33 protein-coding genes and 1 pseudogene are annotated in these 21,528 nt (G+C 66.0%); all 34 read left to right on the top strand.

Annotated elements, in window-relative coordinates; all coding sequences use genetic code 11:
* Positions 1-193: 193 nt before the first annotated feature.
* Positions 194-565 (top strand): 30S ribosomal protein S12, encoded by a 372-nt coding sequence (gene rpsL, locus ABZT03_RS04230; protein ID WP_003948652.1) that lies wholly within the window; start codon positions 194-196, stop codon positions 563-565.
* A gap of 2 nt (positions 566-567) precedes the next feature.
* Positions 568-1,038, top strand: a complete 471-nt coding sequence (gene rpsG / locus ABZT03_RS04225; RefSeq protein WP_005481264.1) for a 30S ribosomal protein S7 — start codon at positions 568-570, stop codon at positions 1,036-1,038.
* A gap of 39 nt (positions 1,039-1,077) precedes the next feature.
* Positions 1,078-3,207: an elongation factor G gene (gene fusA, locus ABZT03_RS04220; RefSeq protein WP_356033227.1), complete on the top strand. Its 2,130-nt coding sequence runs from the start codon at positions 1,078-1,080 to the stop codon at positions 3,205-3,207.
* 157 nt (positions 3,208-3,364) lie between these two features.
* Entirely contained in the window at positions 3,365-4,558 is a 1,194-nt protein-coding gene (gene tuf / locus ABZT03_RS04215; RefSeq protein ID WP_356033225.1) for an elongation factor Tu, read from the top strand.
* A gap of 298 nt (positions 4,559-4,856) precedes the next feature.
* Positions 4,857-6,068, top strand: coding sequence for an acyltransferase (locus ABZT03_RS04210; protein ID WP_356033223.1), 1,212 nt, complete (start codon positions 4,857-4,859; stop codon positions 6,066-6,068).
* A gap of 448 nt (positions 6,069-6,516) precedes the next feature.
* A complete protein-coding gene (rpsJ, locus tag ABZT03_RS04205; protein WP_003948644.1) occupies positions 6,517-6,825 on the top strand; it encodes a 30S ribosomal protein S10 in 309 nt (102 codons plus the stop codon).
* A gap of 17 nt (positions 6,826-6,842) precedes the next feature.
* Positions 6,843-7,487 (top strand): 50S ribosomal protein L3, encoded by a 645-nt coding sequence (rplC, locus tag ABZT03_RS04200; protein ID WP_356033220.1) that lies wholly within the window; start codon positions 6,843-6,845, stop codon positions 7,485-7,487.
* 8 nt (positions 7,488-7,495) lie between these two features.
* The gene (rplD, locus tag ABZT03_RS04195) at positions 7,496-8,152 is read left to right on the top strand and encodes a 50S ribosomal protein L4 (protein ID WP_356033217.1); all 657 of its coding nucleotides are present in this window, start codon (positions 7,496-7,498) and stop codon (positions 8,150-8,152) included.
* On the top strand, positions 8,152-8,571 hold the full coding sequence (rplW, locus tag ABZT03_RS04190; RefSeq protein ID WP_356033214.1) for a 50S ribosomal protein L23: 420 nt from the start codon (positions 8,152-8,154) through the stop codon (positions 8,569-8,571). Before rplD ends, rplW begins: the two co-directional genes overlap by 1 nt.
* A 40-nt stretch (positions 8,572-8,611) precedes the next feature.
* A complete protein-coding gene (gene rplB, locus ABZT03_RS04185; protein WP_097285858.1) occupies positions 8,612-9,448 on the top strand; it encodes a 50S ribosomal protein L2 in 837 nt (278 codons plus the stop codon).
* Between the two features lie 12 nt (positions 9,449-9,460).
* Positions 9,461-9,742, top strand: coding sequence for a 30S ribosomal protein S19 (gene rpsS / locus ABZT03_RS04180; protein ID WP_007384069.1), 282 nt, complete (start codon positions 9,461-9,463; stop codon positions 9,740-9,742).
* A gap of 42 nt (positions 9,743-9,784) precedes the next feature.
* Positions 9,785-10,132, top strand: a complete 348-nt coding sequence (rplV, locus tag ABZT03_RS04175) for a 50S ribosomal protein L22 (protein ID WP_030619142.1) — start codon at positions 9,785-9,787, stop codon at positions 10,130-10,132.
* Positions 10,132-10,986, top strand: coding sequence for a 30S ribosomal protein S3 (gene rpsC / locus ABZT03_RS04170; protein ID WP_356033211.1), 855 nt, complete (start codon positions 10,132-10,134; stop codon positions 10,984-10,986). Before rplV ends, rpsC begins: the two co-directional genes overlap by 1 nt.
* 5 nt (positions 10,987-10,991) lie before the next feature.
* Positions 10,992-11,411, top strand: a complete 420-nt coding sequence (rplP, locus tag ABZT03_RS04165) for a 50S ribosomal protein L16 (RefSeq protein WP_010986348.1) — start codon at positions 10,992-10,994, stop codon at positions 11,409-11,411.
* Positions 11,411-11,635, top strand: coding sequence for a 50S ribosomal protein L29 (rpmC, locus tag ABZT03_RS04160; RefSeq protein WP_003998824.1), 225 nt, complete (start codon positions 11,411-11,413; stop codon positions 11,633-11,635). Before rplP ends, rpmC begins: the two co-directional genes overlap by 1 nt.
* On the top strand, positions 11,635-11,922 hold the full coding sequence (gene rpsQ / locus ABZT03_RS04155) for a 30S ribosomal protein S17 (protein ID WP_057602880.1): 288 nt from the start codon (positions 11,635-11,637) through the stop codon (positions 11,920-11,922). The genes rpmC and rpsQ overlap by 1 nt, the downstream gene beginning before the upstream one ends.
* A gap of 101 nt (positions 11,923-12,023) precedes the next feature.
* The gene (gene rplN / locus ABZT03_RS04150) at positions 12,024-12,392 is read left to right on the top strand and encodes a 50S ribosomal protein L14 (protein ID WP_003998823.1); all 369 of its coding nucleotides are present in this window, start codon (positions 12,024-12,026) and stop codon (positions 12,390-12,392) included.
* A 2-nt stretch (positions 12,393-12,394) separates the two neighbouring features.
* A complete protein-coding gene (rplX, locus tag ABZT03_RS04145) occupies positions 12,395-12,718 on the top strand; it encodes a 50S ribosomal protein L24 (RefSeq protein ID WP_266519679.1) in 324 nt (107 codons plus the stop codon).
* Positions 12,718-13,275 (top strand): 50S ribosomal protein L5, encoded by a 558-nt coding sequence (rplE, locus tag ABZT03_RS04140; protein WP_003974255.1) that lies wholly within the window; start codon positions 12,718-12,720, stop codon positions 13,273-13,275. The genes rplX and rplE overlap by 1 nt, the downstream gene beginning before the upstream one ends.
* A gap of 5 nt (positions 13,276-13,280) precedes the next feature.
* Positions 13,281-13,466 (top strand): type Z 30S ribosomal protein S14, encoded by a 186-nt coding sequence (locus ABZT03_RS04135; protein WP_003948630.1) that lies wholly within the window; start codon positions 13,281-13,283, stop codon positions 13,464-13,466.
* A 213-nt stretch (positions 13,467-13,679) separates the two neighbouring features.
* Positions 13,680-14,078, top strand: coding sequence for a 30S ribosomal protein S8 (gene rpsH, locus ABZT03_RS04130; RefSeq protein WP_030380853.1), 399 nt, complete (start codon positions 13,680-13,682; stop codon positions 14,076-14,078).
* Positions 14,079-14,102: 24 nt separating this feature from the next.
* Positions 14,103-14,642: a 50S ribosomal protein L6 gene (rplF, locus tag ABZT03_RS04125; RefSeq protein ID WP_356033205.1), complete on the top strand. Its 540-nt coding sequence runs from the start codon at positions 14,103-14,105 to the stop codon at positions 14,640-14,642.
* Between the two features lie 3 nt (positions 14,643-14,645).
* Entirely contained in the window at positions 14,646-15,029 is a 384-nt protein-coding gene (gene rplR, locus ABZT03_RS04120) for a 50S ribosomal protein L18 (protein ID WP_020132625.1), read from the top strand.
* Positions 15,030-15,093: 64 nt separating this feature from the next.
* The gene (gene rpsE, locus ABZT03_RS04115; protein ID WP_356033202.1) at positions 15,094-15,702 is read left to right on the top strand and encodes a 30S ribosomal protein S5; all 609 of its coding nucleotides are present in this window, start codon (positions 15,094-15,096) and stop codon (positions 15,700-15,702) included.
* Positions 15,702-15,884, top strand: coding sequence for a 50S ribosomal protein L30 (gene rpmD / locus ABZT03_RS04110; RefSeq protein WP_046263519.1), 183 nt, complete (start codon positions 15,702-15,704; stop codon positions 15,882-15,884). Before rpsE ends, rpmD begins: the two co-directional genes overlap by 1 nt.
* Positions 15,885-15,886: 2 nt before the next feature.
* A complete protein-coding gene (gene rplO / locus ABZT03_RS04105; RefSeq protein ID WP_053746341.1) occupies positions 15,887-16,342 on the top strand; it encodes a 50S ribosomal protein L15 in 456 nt (151 codons plus the stop codon).
* A gap of 248 nt (positions 16,343-16,590) precedes the next feature.
* Positions 16,591-17,904 carry a preprotein translocase subunit SecY gene (gene secY / locus ABZT03_RS04100; RefSeq protein ID WP_356033198.1) on the top strand — a complete coding sequence of 438 codons (1,314 nt, stop codon included), beginning with the start codon at positions 16,591-16,593 and terminating at the stop codon, positions 17,902-17,904.
* Entirely contained in the window at positions 17,904-18,566 is a 663-nt protein-coding gene (locus ABZT03_RS04095) for an adenylate kinase (RefSeq protein WP_356033196.1), read from the top strand. The genes secY and ABZT03_RS04095 overlap by 1 nt, the downstream gene beginning before the upstream one ends.
* Before the next feature lie 144 nt (positions 18,567-18,710).
* Positions 18,711-19,547 carry a type I methionyl aminopeptidase gene (map, locus tag ABZT03_RS04090; protein WP_356033193.1) on the top strand — a complete coding sequence of 279 codons (837 nt, stop codon included), beginning with the start codon at positions 18,711-18,713 and terminating at the stop codon, positions 19,545-19,547.
* Between the two features lie 141 nt (positions 19,548-19,688).
* On the top strand, positions 19,689-19,910 hold the full coding sequence (gene infA, locus ABZT03_RS04085) for a translation initiation factor IF-1 (protein WP_003948620.1): 222 nt from the start codon (positions 19,689-19,691) through the stop codon (positions 19,908-19,910).
* Between the two features lie 61 nt (positions 19,911-19,971).
* The gene (gene rpmJ, locus ABZT03_RS04080; RefSeq protein ID WP_003998809.1) at positions 19,972-20,085 is read left to right on the top strand and encodes a 50S ribosomal protein L36; all 114 of its coding nucleotides are present in this window, start codon (positions 19,972-19,974) and stop codon (positions 20,083-20,085) included.
* A gap of 192 nt (positions 20,086-20,277) precedes the next feature.
* On the top strand, positions 20,278-20,658 hold the full coding sequence (gene rpsM, locus ABZT03_RS04075; protein WP_328749708.1) for a 30S ribosomal protein S13: 381 nt from the start codon (positions 20,278-20,280) through the stop codon (positions 20,656-20,658).
* Between the two features lie 64 nt (positions 20,659-20,722).
* Entirely contained in the window at positions 20,723-21,127 is a 405-nt protein-coding gene (gene rpsK / locus ABZT03_RS04070) for a 30S ribosomal protein S11 (protein WP_003956432.1), read from the top strand.
* Between the two features lie 159 nt (positions 21,128-21,286).
* Positions 21,287-21,528 (top strand): annotated as a pseudogene (locus ABZT03_RS04065) (DNA-directed RNA polymerase subunit alpha); the annotation flags it as partial.

Raw genomic sequence — 21,528 nt, 5'->3', positions numbered from 1 at the left:
GACCTTGTGCCTGGGGTGTGCCCTGGCTCCCGTGCGTGCCTTCAACCGCATAAGGGGAGTCATCACCGGCCACCGTAATCTGCGTTCCTCCCGCTTCACGGCGGGGGTCCGCTGGATTCGACACACCCGACCGCGTGGGTCGGCGATGTTCCAGGTTAGCTTCACCATTCGGCACACAGAAACCGGAGAAGTAGTGCCTACGATCCAGCAGCTGGTCCGGAAGGGCCGGCAGGACAAGGTCGAGAAGAACAAGACGCCCGCACTCGAGGGTTCGCCCCAGCGTCGCGGCGTCTGCACGCGCGTGTTCACGACCACCCCGAAGAAGCCGAACTCGGCCCTGCGTAAGGTCGCGCGTGTGCGTCTGACCAGCGGGATCGAGGTCACTGCCTACATTCCGGGTGAGGGACACAACCTGCAGGAGCACTCGATCGTGCTCGTGCGCGGCGGCCGTGTGAAGGACCTGCCCGGTGTTCGCTACAAGATCATCCGCGGTTCGCTCGACACCCAGGGTGTCAAGAACCGCAAGCAGGCCCGCAGCCGCTACGGCGCCAAGAAGGAGAAGTAAGAATGCCTCGTAAGGGCCCCGCCCCGAAGCGCCCGGTCATCATCGACCCGGTCTACGGTTCTCCTCTTGTCACGTCGCTGATCAACAAGGTGCTGCTGAACGGCAAGCGCTCCACCGCCGAGCGCATCGTGTACGGCGCCATGGAGGGCCTGCGCGAGAAGACCAGCAACGACCCGGTCATCACGCTGAAGCGCGCGCTGGAGAACATCAAGCCGACCCTCGAGGTCAAGTCCCGCCGTGTCGGTGGTGCGACGTACCAGGTCCCGATCGAGGTCAAGCCCGGTCGCGCCAACACGCTCGCGCTGCGCTGGCTCGTCGGTTACTCCCGCGCCCGTCGCGAGAAGACCATGACCGAGCGTCTGCTCAACGAGCTTCTCGACGCCTCCAACGGCCTCGGTGCCGCTGTGAAGAAGCGCGAGGACACCCACAAGATGGCCGAGTCCAACAAGGCCTTCGCGCACTACCGCTGGTAGTCGCAACCCACATCGAGACCGAGAGAAGACTGAAGCCTTATGGCTACCACTTCACTTGACCTGGCCAGGGTCCGCAACATCGGGATCATGGCCCACATCGACGCGGGCAAGACGACCACCACCGAGCGGATCCTCTTCTACACCGGCGTCAGCTACAAGATCGGTGAGGTCCACGACGGCGCTGCCACCATGGACTGGATGGAGCAGGAGCAGGAGCGTGGCATCACGATCACCTCTGCTGCCACCACCTGTCACTGGCCGCTCGACGACGACGACTACACGATCAACATCATCGACACCCCGGGGCACGTCGACTTCACGGTCGAGGTGGAGCGCTCGCTGCGCGTCCTCGACGGTGCCGTCACGGTGTTCGACGGTGTCGCCGGTGTGGAGCCGCAGTCCGAGACGGTGTGGCGTCAGGCCGACCGTTACGGCGTGCCGCGCATCTGCTTCGTGAACAAGCTGGACCGTACGGGCGCCGAGTTCCACCGCTGTGTGGACATGATCTCGGACCGCCTGGGCGCCGTCCCGCTCATCATGCAGCTGCCGATCGGCGCCGAGATGGACTTCAAGGGCGTTGTGGACCTGGTCCGCATGAAGGCGCTCGTGTGGTCCGCCGAGGCCGCCAAGGGCGAGATGTACGACGTCGTCGACATCCCGGCCACGCACACCGAGGCTGCCGAGGAGTACCGCGGCAAGCTGGTCGAGGCCGTCGCGGAGAACGACGATGAGATCATGGAGCTGTTCCTGGAGGGCCAGGAGCCCACCGAGGAGCAGCTGTACGCCGCGATCCGTCGCATCACCATCGCGTCCGGCAAGTCCGACGGCGTCACGGTCACCCCGGTGTTCTGTGGCACCGCGTTCAAGAACAAGGGCGTCCAGCCCCTGCTCGACGCGGTCGTGCGCTACCTTCCGACCCCGCTCGACGTCGAGGCCATCGAAGGCCACGACGTCAAGGACCCCGAGGTCGTCGTCAAGCGCAAGCCGTCCGTGGACGAGCCGCTGTCCGCGCTCGCGTTCAAGATCATGAGCGACCCGCACCTGGGCAAGCTCACCTTCGTCCGGGTCTACTCGGGCCGCCTGGAGGCCGGCACTGCGGTGCTGAACTCCGTCAAGGGCAAGAAGGAGCGCATCGGCAAGATCTACCGCATGCACGCGAACAAGCGTGAGGAGATCGACGCGGTGGGCGCCGGCGACATCGTCGCCGTGATGGGCCTGAAGCAGACCACCACCGGTGAGACGCTGTCGGACGACAAGAACCCGGTGATCCTGGAGTCCATGGACTTCCCGGCGCCGGTCATCCAGGTCGCCATCGAGCCCAAGTCCAAGGGTGACCAGGAGAAGCTGGGTGTCGCCATCCAGCGTCTCGCGGAGGAGGACCCCTCCTTCCACGTTCACTCGGACGAGGAGACGGGCCAGACCATCCTCGGCGGTATGGGCGAACTGCACCTCGAGGTGCTGGTCGACCGTATGAAGCGCGAGTTCCGGGTCGAGGCCAACGTCGGCAAGCCGCAGGTCGCGTACCGTGAGACGATCCGCAAGGCCGTCGACCGCGTGGACTACACCCACAAGAAGCAGACCGGTGGTACCGGTCAGTTCGCCAAGGTGCAGATCGCGATCGAGCCCATCACCGAGGCCGACGGCCCGGCGTACGAGTTCGTGAACAAGGTCACCGGTGGCCGTATCCCGCGGGAGTACATCCCGTCGGTGGACGCCGGTGCGCAGGAGGCCATGCAGTTCGGCATCCTCGCCGGCTACGAGATGACGGGCGTCCGCGTCACGCTTCTCGACGGTGCCTACCACGAGGTCGACTCCTCCGAGCTCGCGTTCAAGATCGCCGGCTCGCAGGCCTTCAAGGAGGCCGCGCGCAAGGCAAGCCCCGTACTGCTCGAGCCGATGATGGCCGTCGAGGTCACCACGCCCGAGGACTACATGGGTGAGGTCATCGGCGACATCAACTCCCGCCGTGGTCAGATCCAGGCCATGGAGGAGCGGGCCGGTGCCCGCGTCGTGAAGGGCCTCGTGCCCCTCTCGGAGATGTTCGGCTACGTCGGAGACCTCCGCAGCAAGACCTCGGGTCGCGCAAGCTACTCGATGCAGTTCGACTCCTACGCCGAGGTTCCGCGGAACGTCGCCGAGGAGATCATCGCGAAGGCCAAGGGCGAGTAACGCACTCCGTTCACACGCTTTAGGCTTGACTCCGGAGCCTCCGGGGGCATTTCCGCCGCAATCGCGGTGGGAGTGCCCCGGGGCCCGGGCTTTCCAGCAAAGATCACCTGGCGCCGTTGAAGCAAGGCGTACCAGAACCACTCCCAGGAGGACCCCCGTGGCGAAGGCGAAGTTCGAGCGGACTAAGCCGCACGTCAACATCGGCACCATCGGTCACATCGACCACGGTAAGACGACCCTCACGGCCGCCATTACCAAGGTGCTGCACGACGCGTACCCGGACCTGAACGAGGCCTCGGCCTTCGACCAGATCGACAAGGCTCCTGAAGAGCGCCAGCGCGGTATCACCATCTCGATCGCGCACGTCGAGTACCAGACCGAGACGCGTCACTACGCCCACGTCGACTGCCCCGGTCACGCGGACTACATCAAGAACATGATCACGGGTGCGGCGCAGATGGACGGCGCCATCCTCGTTGTCGCCGCCACCGACGGCCCGATGCCGCAGACCAAGGAGCACGTGCTCCTGGCCCGCCAGGTCGGCGTTCCGTACATCGTCGTCGCCCTCAACAAGGCCGACATGGTGGACGACGAGGAGATCCTGGAGCTCGTCGAGCTCGAGGTCCGTGAGCTGCTCTCCGAGTACGAGTTCCCGGGCGACGACCTGCCGGTCGTCAAGGTCTCGGCGCTCAAGGCGCTCGAGGGTGACGCCGAGTGGGGCCAGACCGTCCTCGACCTGATGAAGGCCGTCGACGAGAACATCCCGCAGCCCGAGCGTGACGTCGACAAGCCGTTCCTCATGCCGATCGAGGACGTCTTCACGATCACCGGTCGTGGCACCGTCGTCACCGGTCGTATCGAGCGTGGTGTCCTCAAGGTCAACGAGACCGTCGACATCGTCGGCATCAAGACCGAGAAGACCACCACCACGGTCACCGGCATCGAGATGTTCCGCAAGCTGCTCGACGAGGGCCAGGCCGGTGAGAACGTCGGTCTGCTGCTTCGTGGCATCAAGCGCGAGGACGTCGAGCGCGGCCAGGTCATCATCAAGCCCGGCTCGGTCACCCCGCACACCTCGTTCGAGGCGCAGGCGTACATCCTGTCCAAGGACGAGGGCGGCCGTCACACGCCGTTCTTCAACAACTACCGTCCGCAGTTCTACTTCCGTACCACGGACGTGACCGGCGTCGTGACCCTCCCCGAGGGCACCGAGATGGTCATGCCGGGCGACAACACCGAGATGACCGTCGAGCTCATCCAGCCCGTCGCCATGGAAGAGGGCCTGAAGTTCGCCATCCGTGAGGGTGGCCGGACCGTGGGCGCCGGCCAGGTCACCAAGATCAACAAGTAGTTCTGTCGATCTGACCTGGTAGCTCCAGCCTCAGCTGAGCTCCTGAAGGGGCCCCTGCGACTTCGGTCGTGAGGGCCCCTTCGCCGTTCCCCAAAACCCTTGAGCCGACTGCCCGTTGCCGGTCAGGTGAAGGGTCGGGGAACTCTGTGGGACGCGCGGGCGAGCGTTCCCGCAACTCCGCTCCACCCGCGTACGGAATGTTCTTGTCTGTTCGCTGTGCGGTGGTTGTGACCGTCGTACCGTGAGTCGTCCGGTCGCGACGCGGCCCGAACCCCGTCGTGAGGATGGCCTGGCCGTGATGCGTGGCTTGCCCGGCGAACCGCCGACGTCCGTGCCGGTCCAGGGCCGGTACCGGCAGCCGCTTCCGGCGCTCGCCGACCAGCCGACGCGGCAGCTGCGCACGGTCCGGCCCGGCAGGCCCGCCCCCGCGGCTCCCACGGCTCGCCGCCGCAGGCCCCGGCTCCACGCCATCGACGGCATACGGCTGCTGGCCGCCCTGATGGTGGCCCTGCACCACTACGCCGGCACCCGCCGCGCCGACCAGCCGCACAACCTGATCTGGGACCGGCCGGTCTCCGACATCATGCCGTCGGTGTACCGCGTGGCCACCTACGGCTGGATCGGCGTCGAGATCTTCTTCGTGATCAGCGGCTTCGTGATCTGCATGTCCTGCTGGGGTCGCGGCCCGCGCCAGTTCTTCGTCTCCCGGGTGATCCGGCTCTACCCCGCCTACTGGTTCGCCATAGCCTTCACCACCGCCGTCCTGGTGGCCCTGCCGGGCGTGTGGGAGCGGCTGCGGGCGCGGGACGTCCTGCTCAACCTCACGATGCTGCAGACCGGCTCAGGCGTGCCGAACGTCGACGGCGTCTACTGGACCCTCTGGTCCGAGCTGCGTTTCTACCTGCTGTTCCTGGTCGTCGTCGCCACTGGTCTGACGTACCGCAAGGTCGTGGTCTTCTGCTGCGTCTGGGGCGCCGCCGCCATGCTCGCCCCGGTCTCCCGCCTCCCCCTGCTGGAGCTGGTCGCCAACCCGGACGGCGCCTGGTACTTCATCGCCGGCCTCGCCCTGTACCTCATGCACCGGTTCGGCCAGGACCTGCTGCTGTGGGGCGTCCTGGCCATGGCGTGGCTGATGGGCCAGCGGGAACTGGGGCGGCGGATCGACGAGGTCGAACACGTCTCCGGCTGGCGCGGCAGCGTGCTGATCTTCACCGTGTTCCTGCTGGTCATGGTCGCCGTGGCGCTGGGGGCGACGGACCGTGTCCGGTGGAGATGGCTCGTCACGGCCGGCAGCCTGACCTATCCGCTCTACCTGATCCACTACGCGGCCGGTACGGCCGTGATCAACCGTCTGCGCGACACCCTGGACGCCCGGCTGCTGGTGGCGGCGGTGATCGCCGGCTTCCTGGTGCTGAGCTGGCTGGTACACCGTTTCGTGGAACGGCCGGTGGCGGGGCTGCTGAAGCGGGGCCTGGACACGTCGTTCGCGCGGTTGCGCACCGCGGGGTAGCGCGCCGGCCGGTCCGCGGGCAGCTGCGCGGGCCCGTCGGTTTGACGTTCGTCACCTTCGGGGTATTGTCTCCGGCTCGATTGGCCAGGCCCCCGCCCCATATGGCAGACTGTCCGAGTTGCTCGGTCGAGTGTTGATGCTGCGCGCCTCCCGCCGGGAGGACCGGAAGCGAGTCCCACAGTACTCGTCGTCCCAACTGCCCTCAGGCAGCGCTGGGACGGACGTACGGGAATCTTTCGGGAAGTGTCAGTGCAGCGCCGGCCAGGCACCCGGTGGGGTTTCCGCCCCCGGCTTGCGGTTCCGGAAGGGCCGTGCTTCCCAGCAGGGAATGTCTCGTGAGGGACATCTGTGTCGGTGAGAGCGCGACACACCCGACCGCGTGGGTCGGACATAAGGGCCGGAATACCGGGTTCCAGAGCGTTACGAGAGACAGGACTACTGAGTAGCCATGGCGGGACAGAAGATCCGCATCCGGCTCAAGGCCTACGACCACGAGGTCATCGACTCCTCGGCGAAGAAGATCGTCGAGACGGTGACGCGCACTGGTGCGTCGGTCGCGGGCCCGGTGCCGCTGCCCACTGAGAAGAACGTGTACTGCGTCATCAAGTCGCCGCACAAGTACAAGGACTCGCGCGAGCACTTCGAGATGCGCACGCACAAGCGCCTGATCGACATCCTCGACCCGACTCCCAAGACCGTTGACTCTCTGATGCGACTCGACCTCCCGGCCGGTGTCGACATCGAGATCAAGCTCTGAAGGCCGGTGATCTGAGAATGGCTAAGCAGATCAAGGGCATCCTGGGCGAGAAGCTCGGCATGACGCAGGTGTGGGACGAGAACAACCGTGTTGTTCCGGTCACCGTCGTCAAGGCCGGCCCCAACGTCGTCACCCAGGTCCGTACGAACGATGTCGACGGCTACGAGTCGGTCCAGATCGCCTTCGGCGAGATCGACCCGCGCAAGGTGAACAAGCCCCTCAAGGGCCACTTCGCCAAGGCCGACGTCACCCCCCGCCGCCACCTCGTCGAGATCCGTACCGCTGACGCCAGCGAGTACACCCTCGGCCAGGAGATCACCGCCGAGACCTTCGAGGCCGGCGTCAAGGTGGACGTGACCGGCAAGAGCAAGGGCAAGGGCTTCGCCGGTGTCATGAAGCGTCACAACTTCAAGGGCCTCGGCGCCGGCCACGGTGTCCAGCGCAAGCACCGCTCTCCCGGTTCCATCGGTGGCTGCGCCACCCCGGGCCGTGTGTTCAAGGGCGTCCGCATGGCGGGCCGCATGGGCAACGAGCGGGTCACCACCCAGAACCTGACCGTCCACGCCGTTGACGCGGAGAAGGGTCTGCTGCTCATCAAGGGCGCGATTCCTGGTCCGAACGGCGGCCTCGTCCTGGTCCGCACCGCGGCCAAGGGGGCCTGAGGTAACTGATGAGCACTGTTGACATCCTTTCGCCGGCAGGCGACAAGACCGGGACGGTCGAGCTCCCCGCGGAGATCTTCGACGTCGAGAAGATCAGCATCCCGCTGCTTCACCAGGTCGTCGTCGCTCAGCTGGCCGCTGCCCGCCAGGGCACGCACAAGACCAAGACCCGTGCCGAGGTCCGCGGTGGCGGTAGGAAGCCCTACCGTCAGAAGGGCACCGGCCGCGCCCGCCAGGGTTCGACCCGTGCGCCGCAGTTCGCAGGCGGTGGCGTCGTCCACGGCCCGCAGCCGCGTGACTACTCGCAGCGGACCCCGAAGAAGATGAAGGCCGCGGCCCTGCGCCACGCCCTCACCGACCGGGCCCGTAACGCTCGCATCCACGTCGTCTCCGGCGTGATCGAGGGCGAGACCCCGTCCACGAAGGCCGCCAAGACGCTGTTCGGCAAGATCTCGGAGCGCAAGAACCTGCTCCTGGTCATCGACCGCGCCGACGAGGCCGCGTGGCTGTCCGCCCGCAACCTGCCCCAGATCCACATCCTGGAGCCGGGCCAGCTGAACACGTACGACGTTCTCGTCTCGGACGACGTGGTCTTCACCCAGGCCGCTTTCGAGTCCTTCGTGTCTGGCCCCAAGGCCGCTGACACCGAAGGGAGCGAAGCCTGATGGCTACGCGTCACCCGAGCATCGCCTCGAAGGCCGCCAAGGCCAAGAAGGTCGCGCGCGTCGCCAAGGCGCGCCGCCACGAGGCCGAGGGCAAGAACACCGTCGAGACGCCGATCAGCAAGTCGTACACGGACCACCGTGACGTGCTGCTGAAGCCGGTCGTCTCCGAGAAGAGCTACGCGCTTCTCGACGACAACAAGTACACGTTCATCGTCGCCCCGGGCGCCAACAAGACCCAGATCAAGCAGGCCGTCCAGGCGGTCTTCTCGGTCAAGGTCACCGGGGTCAACACGATCAACCGCATCGGCAAGCGCAAGCGCACGAAGACCGGTTTCGGTCAGCGTGCCTCCACCAAGCGCGCGATCGTGACCCTCGCTGAGGGCGACCGTATCGACATCTTCGGCGGTCCGACCGCCTGACGGCGGTCCGGATCGTCCGATATCGGACGAGGACTGAGAAATGGGAATCCGCAAGTACAAGCCGACTACGCCGGGCCGTCGTGGCTCCAGCGTCGCCGACTTCGTCGAGGTCACGCGGTCCACGCCGGAGAAGTCGCTGGTTCGCCCGCTGCACAGCAAGGGCGGCCGTAACAATTCCGGTCGTGTGACCGTCCGCCACCAGGGTGGTGGCCACAAGCGCGCCTACCGCGTCATCGACTTCCGTCGTCATGACAAGGACGGCGTGCCGGCGAAGGTCGCGCACATCGAGTACGACCCCAACCGCACCGCGCGCATCGCGCTGCTGCACTACGCGGACGGCGAGAAGCGCTACATCCTCGCCCCGCGCAACCTGCAGCAGGGTGACCGCGTCGAGAACGGTCCCGGGGCCGACATCAAGCCGGGCAACAACCTGGCGCTCCGCAACATCCCGGTCGGTACCACGATCCACGCGATCGAGATCCGTCCCGGTGGCGGCGCCAAGTTCGCCCGCTCCGCAGGCGCCTCGGTGCAGCTGCTGGCGAAGGAGGGCACCATGGCCCACCTTCGTATGCCCTCCGGTGAAATCCGCCTGGTCGACCAGCGCTGCCGCGCCACGGTCGGCGAGGTCGGCAACGCCGAGCAGAGCAACATCAACTGGGGCAAGGCCGGACGTAAGCGCTGGCTCGGCGTCCGTCCGACCGTTCGCGGTGTGGCGATGAACCCGGTTGACCACCCGCACGGTGGTGGTGAGGGCAAGACCTCCGGTGGTCGCCACCCGGTCTCCCCGTGGGGTCAGAAGGAGGGTCGTACTCGTTCGCCGAAGAAGGCTTCGAACAAGTACATCGTCCGCCGCCGCAAGACGAACAAGAAGCGCTAGGAGCGGGTTTAGATGCCGCGCAGTCTCAAGAAGGGGCCCTTCGTCGACGACCACCTGATCAAGAAGGTGGACGCCCAGAACGAAGCCGGTTCCAAGAACGTCATCAAGACCTGGTCCCGTCGCTCGATGATCGTCCCGGCCATGCTGGGCCACACGATCGCGGTGCACAACGGCAAGACCCACATTCCGGTGTTTGTCACCGAGTCGATGGTCGGCCACAAGCTCGGCGAGTTCTCGCCGACGCGCACCTTCCGGGGTCACGTCAAGGACGACCGGAAGTCGAAGCGCCGCTAGTAGCGGGGTGGAATGACCATGACAGACACTGGAAGGACAACCATGGAAGCCAGGGCCCAGGCGCGGTACATCCGCGTCACGCCCATGAAGGCCCGCCGAGTGGTGGACCTTATCCGTGGCATGGATGCCACGGAGGCTCAGGCGGTCCTGCGTTTCGCCCCGCAGGCCGCGAGCGTGCCGGTCGGCAAGGTGCTGGACAGCGCCATTGCCAACGCCGCACACAACTACGACCACACCGACGCCGACAGCCTCGTCATCTCCGAGGCGTACGTCGACGAGGGTCCGACCCTGAAGCGGTTCCGTCCGCGTGCCCAGGGCCGCGCCTACCGGATCCGCAAGCGGACCAGCCACATCACCGTGGTCGTCAGCAGCAAGGAAGGAACCCGGTAATGGGCCAGAAGGTTAACCCGCATGGGTTCCGGCTCGGCATCACCACGGACTTCAAGTCCCGCTGGTACGCCGACAAGCTGTACAAGGACTACGTCAAGGAAGACGTCGCCATCCGTCGGATGATGACGTCCGGCATGGAGCGCGCCGGCATCTCGAAGGTGGAGATCGAGCGCACCCGTGACCGCGTGCGTGTGGACATCCACACCGCTCGTCCGGGCATCGTCATCGGCCGCCGTGGCGCCGAGGCCGACCGCATCCGCGGTGACCTCGAGAAGCTCACGGGCAAGCAGGTCCAGCTGAACATCCTCGAGGTCAAGAGCCCCGAGACCGACGCTCAGCTGGTTGCCCAGGCCGTCGCCGAGCAGCTGTCCTCCCGCGTCTCCTTCCGTCGCGCCATGCGTAAGAGCATGCAGGGCACGATGAAGGCCGGCGCCAAGGGCATCAAGATTCAGTGCGGTGGCCGTCTCGGCGGCGCCGAGATGTCCCGCTCGGAGTTCTACCGCGAGGGCCGTGTGCCCCTGCACACGCTCCGCGCGAACGTGGACTACGGCTTCTTCGAGGCCAAGACGACCTTCGGCCGCATCGGCGTGAAGGTCTGGATCTACAAGGGCGACGTCAAGAACATCGCCGAGGTCCGCGCCGAGAACGCCGCTGCCCGTGCCGGCAACCGCCCGGCCCGTGGTGGTGGCAACGACCGCCCGGCCGGCCGTGGTGGCCGCGGTGGCGGTGGTGGCGAGCGTGGCGGCCGCGGCCGCAAGCCGCAGCAGCAGTCCGCGCCGGCTGCCGAGGCCCCCAAGGCCGACGCTCCCGCCGCCGCTGCCGCTCCGGCTGAGAGCACCGGAACGGAGGCCTGACCGACATGCTGATCCCCCGTAGGGTCAAGCACCGCAAGCAGCACCACCCGAAGCGCCGTGGTCAGGCCAAGGGCGGTACGCAGGTTTCGTTCGGCGAGTACGGCATTCAGGCCCTCACGCCGGCGTACGTGACGAACCGCCAGATCGAGGCCGCCCGTATCGCGATGACCCGCCACATCAAGCGTGGCGGCAAGGTCTGGATCAACATCTACCCGGACCGCCCGCTGACCAAGAAGCCTGCCGAGACCCGCATGGGTTCCGGTAAGGGTTCGCCGGAGTGGTGGATCGCGAACGTTCACCCGGGCCGGGTCATGTTCGAACTGTCCTACCCGAACGAGAAGATCGCGCGTGAGGCCCTCACTCGTGCAGCGCACAAGCTGCCGATGAAGTGCCGGATCGTCAAGCGCGAGGCAGGTGAAGCGTGATGTCGGCCGGTACGAAGGCGTCAGAGCTGCGCGAGCTGGGTGACGAGGAGCTTCTCGCGAAGCTCCGCGAAGCCAAGGAAGAGCTGTTCAACCTCCGCTTCCAGGCGGCGACCGGACAGCTCGAGAACCACGGCCGTCTGAAGGCGGTCCGCAAGGACATCGCGCGGATCTACACCCTGATGCGTGAGCGCGAGCTGGGCATCGAGACGGTGGAGAGCGCCTGATGAGCGAGAGCAACGTGACCGAGAACACCACTGAGGCGCGCGGATTCCGCAAGACCCGCGAGGGTCTCGTCGTCAGCGACAAGATGGACAAGACCGTCGTCGTCGCCGTCGAGGACCGCGTGAAGCACGCGCTGTACGGCAAGGTCATCCGCCGTACGAACAAGCTCAAGGCGCACGACGAGCAGAACGCCGCGGGTGTCGGCGACCGTGTCCTCCTCGCGGAGACCCGGCCGCTGTCCGCGACGAAGCGCTGGCGCGTCGTCGAGATCCTCGAGAAGGCCAAGTAATTCCTGCGGGGTCGACCCGGCAGGACAGTTCCGCCAGGCTCGGCAGGGGTCCTCTTCACTGAGGCCCCTGCCGGGAACCGGCAGACAAACAGGAGATAGACGTGATCCAGCAGGAGTCGCGACTGCGTGTCGCCGACAACACTGGTGCGAAGGAGATCCTTTGCATCCGTGTGCTCGGTGGCTCCGGTCGCCGCTACGCGGGCATCGGTGACGTCATCGTCGCCACCGTCAAGGACGCGATCCCCGGCGGCAACGTGAAGAAGGGTGACGTCGTCAAGGCGGTCATCGTTCGCACCGTCAAGGAGCGCCGCCGTCCGGACGGCTCGTACATCCGCTTCGACGAGAACGCCGCCGTCATTCTGAAGAACGACGGCGACCCTCGCGGCACCCGTATCTTCGGCCCCGTCGGCCGTGAGCTGCGCGAGAAGAAGTTCATGAAGATCATCTCGCTCGCGCCGGAGGTGCTGTAAGCATGAAGATCAAGAAGGGCGACCTGGTTCAGGTCATCACCGGTAAGGACAAGGGCAAGCAGGGCAAGGTCATCGCGGCCTTCCCCCGTGAGGACCGCGTCCTGGTCGAGGGTGTCAACCGGGTCAAGAAGCACACCAAGGCCGGCCCGACCGCCAGCGGTTCGCAGGCCGGCGGCATCGTCACGACCGAGGCCCCGATCCACGTGAGCAACGTTCAGCTCGTGGTGGAGAAGGACGGCAACAAGGTCGTCACGCGTGTCGGTTACCGCTTCGACGACGAGGGCAACAAGGTTCGCGTTGCCAAGCGGACGGGTGAGGACATCTGATGGCTACCACCACCACTCCGCGTCTCAAGACGAAGTACCGCGAGGAGATCGCGGGCAAGCTGCGTGAGGAGTTCTCCTACGAGAACGTCATGCAGATCCCCGGTCTCGTCAAGATCGTGGTCAACATGGGTGTGGGCGACGCCGCCCGCGACTCCAAGCTGATCGAGGGCGCCATCCGCGACCTCACCACGATCACCGGGCAGAAGCCGGCCGTCACCAAGGCCCGCAAGTCCATCGCGCAGTTCAAGCTGCGTGAGGGCCAGCCGATCGGCGCCCACGTCACGCTCCGTGGCGACCGCATGTGGGAGTTCCTGGACCGCACCCTGTCGCTCGCGCTGCCGCGCATCCGCGACTTCCGTGGTCTGTCCCCCAAGCAGTTCGACGGCCGTGGCAACTACACCTTCGGTCTCACGGAGCAGGTCATGTTCCACGAGATCGACCAGGACAAGATCGACCGCACCCGGGGTATGGACATCACCGTGGTGACCACGGCGACCAACGACGCTGAGGGCCGCGCGCTCCTTCGTCACCTCGGCTTCCCCTTCAAGGAGGCGTGAACGAGATGGCGAAGAAGGCTCTGATCGCGAAGGCTGCTCGCAAGCCCAAGTTCGGCGTGCGCGGTTACACGCGCTGCCAGCGCTGCGGCCGTCCCCACTCCGTGTACCGCAAGTTCGGCCTGTGCCGCGTGTGCCTTCGTGAGATGGCTCACCGTGGCGAGCTGCCGGGCGTGACCAAGAGCTCCTGGTAATCCCCTAAATAAGGGATTGCAGGGCTCTCGGTAAGCACTGGGCGTGTCAGGTGCCCACCTCTCCATGGCTTAGGCTTGGAGGGTTGGGCGCCTGATTGCCGCCCGTACGACTTACTACGCCGTAGGTCCACCGCGCCGCACCCGTCCCGTCTCGGATCGGGGAGAGGGATGGCGCACCAGGAAACCCCGGCGAGAGAGGCCGAAGGCCAACTCATGACCATGACTGATCCGATCGCAGACATGCTTACGCGTCTGCGCAACGCGAACTCGGCGTACCACGACTCCGTGGCTATGCCGGCATCGAAGATCAAGTCTCACATCGCGGAGATCCTCCAGCAGGAGGGCTTCATCACGGGCTGGAAGGTCGAGGACGCCGAGGTCGGCAAGAACCTCGTCCTCGAGCTGAAGTTCGGCCCGAACCGTGAGCGCTCCATCGCGGGCATCAAGCGGATCTCCAAGCCCGGTCTCCGGGTGTACGCGAAGTCCACCAACCTGCCCAAGGTGCTGGGTGGCCTCGGCGTGGCGATCATCTCCACGTCCCACGGGCTCCTCACCGACAAGCAGGCCGGCAAGAAGGGCGTAGGCGGAGAAGTTCTCGCCTACGTCTGGTAGCGGAAGGGAACGGAGGAAACAGCTATGTCGCGTATTGGCAAGCTCCCCATCACGGTTCCCGCCGGCGTGGACGTCACCATCGACGGCCGTACGGTCTCGGTCAAGGGCCCCAAGGGGACCCTGAGCCACACCGTTGCTGCGCCGATCGACATCGCCAAGGGTGAGGACGGCGTTCTCAACGTCACCCGCCCCAACGACGAGCGTCAGAACAAGGCCCTGCACGGCCTGTCCCGCACGCTGGTGGCGAACATGATCACCGGCGTGACCGAGGGTTACGTGAAGAAGCTCGAGATCAGCGGTGTCGGTTACCGCGTGGCGGCGAAGGGTTCGAACCTCGAGTTCGCGCTCGGCTACAGCCACTCGATCACTGTCGAGGCTCCCGAGGGCATCACCTTCAAGGTCGAGGCCCCCACCCGGTTCTCGGTCGAGGGCATCGACAAGCAGAAGGTCGGCGAGGTTGCGGCCAACATCCGCAAGCTGCGCAAGCCCGACCCGTACAAGGCCAAGGGTGTCAAGTACGAGGGCGAAGTCATCCGCCGCAAGGTCGGAAAGGCGGGTAAGTAAGCCATGGCATACGGACAGAAGATCCTCAAGGGCGACGCTTACAAGCGCGCTGCGATCAAGCGTCGCCACATCCGGATCCGTAAGCACATCTCGGGTACGGCCGAGCGTCCGCGCCTGGTCGTGACGCGCTCCAACCGCCACATCGTGGCCCAGGTCATCGACGACATCAAGGGTCACACCCTGGCGTCGGCGTCGACCCTGGACACGACGATCCGTGGGGGCGAGGGCGACAAGTCCGCGCAGGCCAAGTCGGTCGGCGCCCTGGTCGCCGAGCGCGCCAAGGCCGCCGGTGTCGAGGCTGTCGTATTCGACCGTGGTGGCAACCAGTACGCCGGGCGCATCGCCGCCCTGGCGGACGCCGCCCGCGAAGCCGGACTCAAGTTCTGAGTCGCCCGTCGCGCTAGCGACCTAGGTCGCTGCGTAGCTAGCGGAAAAAGAGAGAGGTAATCCAATGGCTGGACCCCAGCGCCGCGGAAGCGGTGCCGGTGGCGGCGAGCGGCGGGACCGGAAGGGCCGCGACGGTGGCAACGCCGCCGCCGAGAAGACCGCGTACGTTGAGCGCGTTGTCGCGATCAACCGCGTCGCCAAGGTTGTGAAGGGTGGTCGTCGCTTCAGCTTCACCGCGCTCGTCGTGGTGGGTGACGGTGACGGCACCGTGGGTGTCGGTTACGGCAAGGCCAAGGAGGTGCCGGCCGCCATCGCCAAGGGTGTTGAGGAGGCCAAGAAGCACTTCTTCAAGGTCCCCCGTATCCAGGGCACCATCCCGCACCCGATCACGGGTGAGAAGGCTGCCGGCGTCGTGCTGCTCAAGCCCGCGTCCCCCGGTACCGGCGTCATCGCCGGTGGCCCGGTGCGTGCCGTGCTCGAGTGCGCCGGTATCCACGACATCCTGTCGAAGTCGCTCGGCTCGTCGAACGCGATCAACATCGTGCACGCGACCGTGGCGGCTCTCAAGGGCCTGCAGCGTCCCGAGGAGGTCGCGGCCCGCCGTGGCCTGCCCCTCGAGGACGTCGCTCCCGCGGCTCTGCTGCGTGCGCGTGCCGGGGCCGGTGCTGCGTAATGGCACAGCTCAAGATCACGCAGACGAAGTCGTACATCGGTAGCAAGCAGAACCACCGAGACACCCTGCGTTCCCTTGGTCTCAAGGGGATCAACTCGCAGGTCGTCAAGGAGGACCGCCCCGAGTTCCGCGGAATGGTGCACACCGTCCGCCACCTCGTGTCGGTCGAGGAGGTCGACTGATCATGGCGGAGAACAACCCGCTCAAGATCCACAACCTCCGTCCTGCCCCGGGCGCCAAGACCGCCAAGACCCGTGTGGGTCGTGGTGAGGCGTCGAAGGGTAAGACGGCTGGTCGTGGTACCAAGGGCACGAAGGCCCGTTACCAGGTTCCGGAGCGCTTCGAGGGTGGCCAGATGCCCCTCCACATGCGTCTCCCGAAGCTCAAGGGCTTCAAGAACCCGTTCAAGACCGAGTTCCAGGTCGTGAACCTCGACAAGCTGGGCGCGCTGTACCCGGAGGGTGGCGAGGTCACCGTCGAGGGGCTCGTCGCCAAGGGTGCCGTTCGCAAGAACAGCCTCGTCAAGGTGCTCGGCCAGGGCGAGATCTCCGTGGCGCTGCAGGTGACGGTCGACGCCGTCTCCGGCTCCGCCAAGGAGAAGATCACCGCCGCCGGCGGTACCGTCACCGAGCTCGTCTGAACATCACAGGCGTCTCGATGACTTGAGCGATCCCGACCGGGGATGCCCCACAAATGGGGTATCCCCGGTTGGTCGTTCCTAGGGTGGCAGTCTCGCCGGTAAGGTGACCTGCACTGCCTACTTTCACAGGGTGCGTCACTTGGGGCACCCTGGGCGGCAGTCAACCGTTACGTATGTCGTCGTCGTTTCTATCGGACTCTCAAGACCGTCACCCTTGACGCAGTTGCGCGGGGGTCGCAGGAGGCACCGTGCTCACCGCGTTCGCCCGGGCGTTCAGGACGCCCGACCTGCGCAAGAAGCTCCTCTTCACGCTCGCCATCATCGTGGTGTACCGCGTCGGTACCCACGTTCCGATCCCGGGCGTCAACTACACGTCCGTCCAGCAGTGTGTGGACGAGGCCTCCGGCAACCAGGGCCTCTTCGGCCTGGTCAACATGTTCAGTGGCGGCGCGCTGCTGCAGATCACGATCTTCGCCCTCGGCATCATGCCGTACATCACGGCGAGCATCATCCTGCAGCTGCTGACCGTGGTGATCCCGCGTCTGGAGGCCCTCAAGAAGGAGGGCCAGGCCGGCACGTCGAAGATCACGCAGTACACCCGTTACCTGACGGTGGCGCTCGCCATCCTGCAGGGCACCGGCCTGGTGGCCACCGCCCGCAGCGGCGCGCTCTTCTCCGGTTGCACGGTCGCCTCCAGCATCGTCCCGGACCAGGCGATCTTCACGACCATCACCATGGTCATCTGCATGACCGCCGGCACGGCCGTCGTGATGTGGCTCGGCGAGCTCATCACCGACCGCGGCATCGGCAACGGCATGTCGATCCTCATGTTCATCTCGATCGCCGCGACCTTCCCGTCCGCGCTGTGGGCGATCAAGAAGCAGGGCACGCTGGCCGGCGGCTGGATCGAGTTCGGCACCGTCATCCTCGTGGGCCTGGTCATGGTCGGCCTGGTGGTCTTCGTGGAGCAGGCCCAGCGCCGTATCCCCGTGCAGTACGCGAAGCGCATGATCGGCCGCCGTTCCTACGGCGGTACCTCGACCTACATTCCGCTGAAGGTCAACCAGGCGGGTGTGATCCCGGTCATCTTCGCGTCCTCGCTGCTCTACATCCCGGCACTGGTCGCCCAGTTCTCCGGCAGCAACTCCGGCTGGAAGACCTGGATCGAGCAGAACCTGACCAAGGGCGACCATCCGATTTACATCAGCATGTACTTCTTGCTGATCGTTTTCTTCGCGTTCTTCTACGTGGCGATCTCCTTCAACCCCGAGGAAGTCGCCGACAACATGAAGAAGTATGGTGGCTTCATCCCGGGCATCCGGGCTGGCCGACCGACCGCTGAGTACCTTTCGTACGTGCTCAACCGGATCACCTGGCCGGGTTCGCTGTATCTGGGTCTGATCGCTCTCGTACCGACGATGGCGTTGGTTGGCTTCGGGGCAAGCCAGAACTTCCCGTTCGGTGGGACAAGCATCCTGATCATCGTGGGTGTCGGTCTCGAGACGGTGAAGCAAATCGAGAGCCAGCTCCAGCAGCGCAATTACGAAGGGTTCCTCCGCTGATGCGTATCGTCCTCGTCGGGCCGCCAGGCGCCGGTAAGGGAACGCAGGCCGCGTTCCTCGCCAAGAACCTGTCGATCCCGCACATCTCCACGGGCGACCTGTTCCGGGCCAACATCAGCAAGCAGACGGAGCTCGGCAAGCTGGCGAAGTCCTACATGGACAAGGGCGAGCTGGTGCCGGACGAGGTCACCATCGCGATGGCCAAGGACCGCATGGAGCAGCCCGACGCGGTGCACGGCTTCCTGCTGGACGGCTTCCCGCGCAACGTCTCGCAGGCCGAGGCGCTGGACGAGATGCTGAAGTCCGAGGGCATGAAGCTGGACGCGGTGCTGGACCTGGAGGTCCCCGAGGAAGAGGTCGTCAAGCGGATCGCCGGCCGGCGCATCTGCCGCAACGACTCGGCGCACGTCTTCCACGTGTCGTACAAGGCACCGAAGAAGGACGGCGTCTGCGACGTCTGCGGCGGGGAGCTCTACCAGCGGGACGACGACTCCGAGGAGACCGTCCGCACCCGGCTGGAGGTCTACCACACGCAGACCGAGCCGATCATCGACTACTACAAGGCCCAGGGCCTCGTGGTGACGATCTCGGCGCTCGGCAAGGTGGAGGATGTGACCGCTCGCGCCATGGAGGCGCTGAAGCGGGGCGAGGACGACAAGTAGTCGTCGCAGAACCTCGGCCGCGGTTCCCTGTCGAAGGGGGCCGCGGCTGCTGCGTGCGGGGCGGGCCGGTCGGCCGCCGGCCGTGAAGCCTTATCGTTGAAGGCGTTCGTACTCTTTCCCGGTCCGAGAAAGGCCTCCGCCGCCATGGTGCAGATCAAGTCCCCCGAGCAGATCGCCAAGATGCGTGCGGCGGGACTGGTCGTCGCCGCCATTCACGCGGCGACCCGGGAGGCCGCCGTGCCCGGTGCCTCCACCAGGGATCTGGACCAGGTCGCGCGCAAGGTGCTGGCCGAGCACGACGCCAAGCCGAACTTCCTCGGGTACGGCGGCTTCCCCGCGACGATCTGCACCTCGGTCAACGAGGTCGTCGTCCACGGCATCCCCTCCGACGAGGTCGTCCTGAAGGACGGGGACGTCATCTCCGTCGATTGCGGCGCGATCATCGACGGCTGGCACGGTGACGCCGCCTACACGGCGTTCGTGGGCTCCGGTCACTCCCCGGAGCTGATCGAGCTGTCCCGGGTCACCGAGGAGTCGATGTGGGCCGGCATCGCGGCGATGAAGCCGGGCAACCGGCTCGTCGACATCTCGCGGGCCGTCGAGACGTACATCCGCCGCCAGCCGAAGCCCGGCGGCGGCAAGTACGGGATCATCGAGGACTACGGCGGCCACGGCATCGGCACCGAGATGCACATGGACCCGCACCTGCTGAACTACGTGGAGAAGCGGCGCGGAAAGGGCCCGAAGCTGGTCCCCGGTTTCTGCCTGGCCATCGAGCCGATGGTGTCGCTGGGCACCCCGCGGACCAAGGTCCTGGAAGACGACTGGACGGTCATCACCACCGACGGCACCTGGTCCTCGCACTGGGAGCATTCCGTCGCCCTGACCGAGCAGGGCCCGCTGGTCCTGACCGCTCCCGACGGCGGCAGGGCCAAGCTGGCGGAGCTCGGCATCACGGCCGCGCCGGATCCCCTTGCTTAAAGACCTCCGGCCCGGGGCAGACTTCCTCGATTCGTCTTTCCGGATGCCCTGACGTAGACTGACTCGTCGGCTCTGGTGCACCCGCATGTCTGCATGCTGGTCTACGGAGCCGATCAAGGTAGTCGATTCGAAGGGCGAAGCGTGGCCAAGAAGCAAGGTGCCATCGAGATCGAGGGCACTGTCGTCGAGTCTCTTCCGAACGCCATGTTCAAGGTCGAGCTCCAGAACGGCCACCAGGTCCTGGCGCACATCAGCGGCAAGATGCGTATGCACTACATCCGTATCCTCCCTGACGACCGGGTCGTGGTGGAGCTGTCTCCGTACGACCTGACGCGTGGCCGGATCGTCTACCGATACAAGTAGATCTTGCCCAGGTCCCGCATCAGGCGGGGCTGCCGGCAACTGACCCGGAGAACCTCACCCCATGAAGGTCAAGCCGAGCGTCAAGAAGATCTGCGACAAGTGCAGGGTGATCCGCCGTCACGGTCGGGTCATGGTCATCTGCGAGAACCCGCGCCACAAGCAGCGCCAGGGCTGACGCAGGACCGCGTTCCCTCTGCACCTCCGCAGAACTTCGCGCGACGCGAGCAGTACACGTTCATACGCAGGACCCGGACACCCCAGGTGTCCGACACCCCCGGTTCGGAGGCCGGGGACCCGGTTCGTACCTGGTACGGCGGCTGGGAGCCGGTTCTGTGGAAGACCTCCGAAGATCAACTGGAGCCATTGAATGGCACGCGTTTCCGGTGTTGACATCCCGCGCGAAAAGCGCGTGGAGGTCGCCCTGACCTACGTGTTCGGCATCGGCCGGACCCTTTCCCAGCTGACGCTGGCCGAGACCGGCATCGACCCGAACACGCGCGTTCGCGACCTCTCCGAGGAGCAGCTCGTCGCGATTCGTGAGTACGTCGACAGCAACATCAAGACCGAGGGTGACCTCCGCCGCGAGGTCCAGGCCGACATCCGCCGCAAGGTCGAGATCGGCTGCTACCAGGGTCTGCGTCACCGTCGCGGCCTGCCCGTCCGCGGTCAGCGCACCAGCACGAACGCTCGTACCCGCAAGGGCCCGCGTCGCGCCATCGCCGGCAAGAAGAAGCCGGGCAAGAAGTAGTCCTCAGCGGACGCTCACCAGCGGTCTTCGCTGTAGGACCGACCACCTCCCGTAGGAGATTTAGATGCCCCCCAAGGGTCGTCAGGGCGCTGCCAAGAAGGTGCGCCGCAAGGAAAAGAAGAACGTCGCTCATGGGCACGCCCACATCAAGAGCACGTTCAACAACACCATCGTCTCGATCACGGACCCCTCGGGCAACGTGATCTCCTGGGCCTCCGCCGGCCACGTCGGCTTCAAGGGCTCGCGCAAGTCGACCCCCTTCGCCGCGCAGATGGCCGCCGAGTCGGCCGCCCGCCGCGCGCAGGAGCACGGCATGCGCAAGGTGGACGTCTTCGTCAAGGGTCCCGGCTCCGGCCGTGAGACCGCGATCCGCTCCCTCCAGGCCACCGGCCTCGAGGTCGGTTCGATCCAGGACGTCACCCCCACCCCGCACAACGGCTGCCGTCCGCCCAAGCGTCGTCGCGTCTGACGCACGGCCGCCTGCGGTCCGAGGTTTTCGGGCGGTACGACCCCGTCGAGGGGCCGTATCGCCCGTACCCTTGCAGTACCCCCGCGCTGTGTCTCGTGAGTGGCGCGGTTTTGTCGGACGTCAAATAGCGGGCGTCCACGAAAAAAGGATGATCCACACATGCTGATCGCTCAGCGTCCGTCTCTGACCGAAGAGGTCGTCGACGAGTTCCGCTCCCGGTTCGTGATCGAGCCGCTGGAGCCGGGCTTCGGCTACACCCTCGGCAACTCCCTGCGCCGTACCCTGCTGTCCTCGATCCCCGGCGCGGCTGTCACCAGCATCCGCGTCGACGGCGTCCTGCACGAGTTCACCACCGTGCCGGGTGTCAAGGAGGACGTCACCGACCTGATCCTCAACATCAA

This window comes from Streptomyces sp. NPDC005574, from assembly GCF_040605435.1.
GTDB lineage: Bacteria > Actinomycetota > Actinomycetes > Streptomycetales > Streptomycetaceae > Streptomyces.
This window is presented reverse-complemented; position numbering and strand designations above follow the sequence as displayed.